The following is a 201-nucleotide window of genomic DNA, read 5'->3' as shown; positions in this document are numbered from 1 at the left end:
TGGACTCCCAAACAGAACTGCTGAAGTTAGAAAATGAAGAAACAGAAGAGAAACTGGGCCGGGCCAGGAAGAAGCTCAGCCTGGCTATGAGGAAACTGGCAAAGGCAGAGGAAAAGGGGGCTGCTTCAGAAGTTATTGAAAAGCTCCGCCTGGCAGTCAAGGGGCGGAACAAGCGGGTGGTTTCACTCGCAAAAAGGCTGG

1 pseudogene is annotated in these 201 nt (G+C 52.2%); it reads left to right on the top strand.

Features of this window, described 5'->3' with window-relative positions:
* Positions 1-201: pseudogene (locus JDF658_RS12665) on the top strand (IS200/IS605 family accessory protein TnpB-related protein); the annotation flags it as partial.

Origin of the sequence: Carboxydocella sp. JDF658, from assembly GCF_002049395.1 — a bacterium.
GTDB lineage: Bacteria > Bacillota.
The sequence above is the reverse complement of the archived record's forward strand: the minus strand, read 5'-3'. Positions and strand labels throughout refer to the sequence as shown.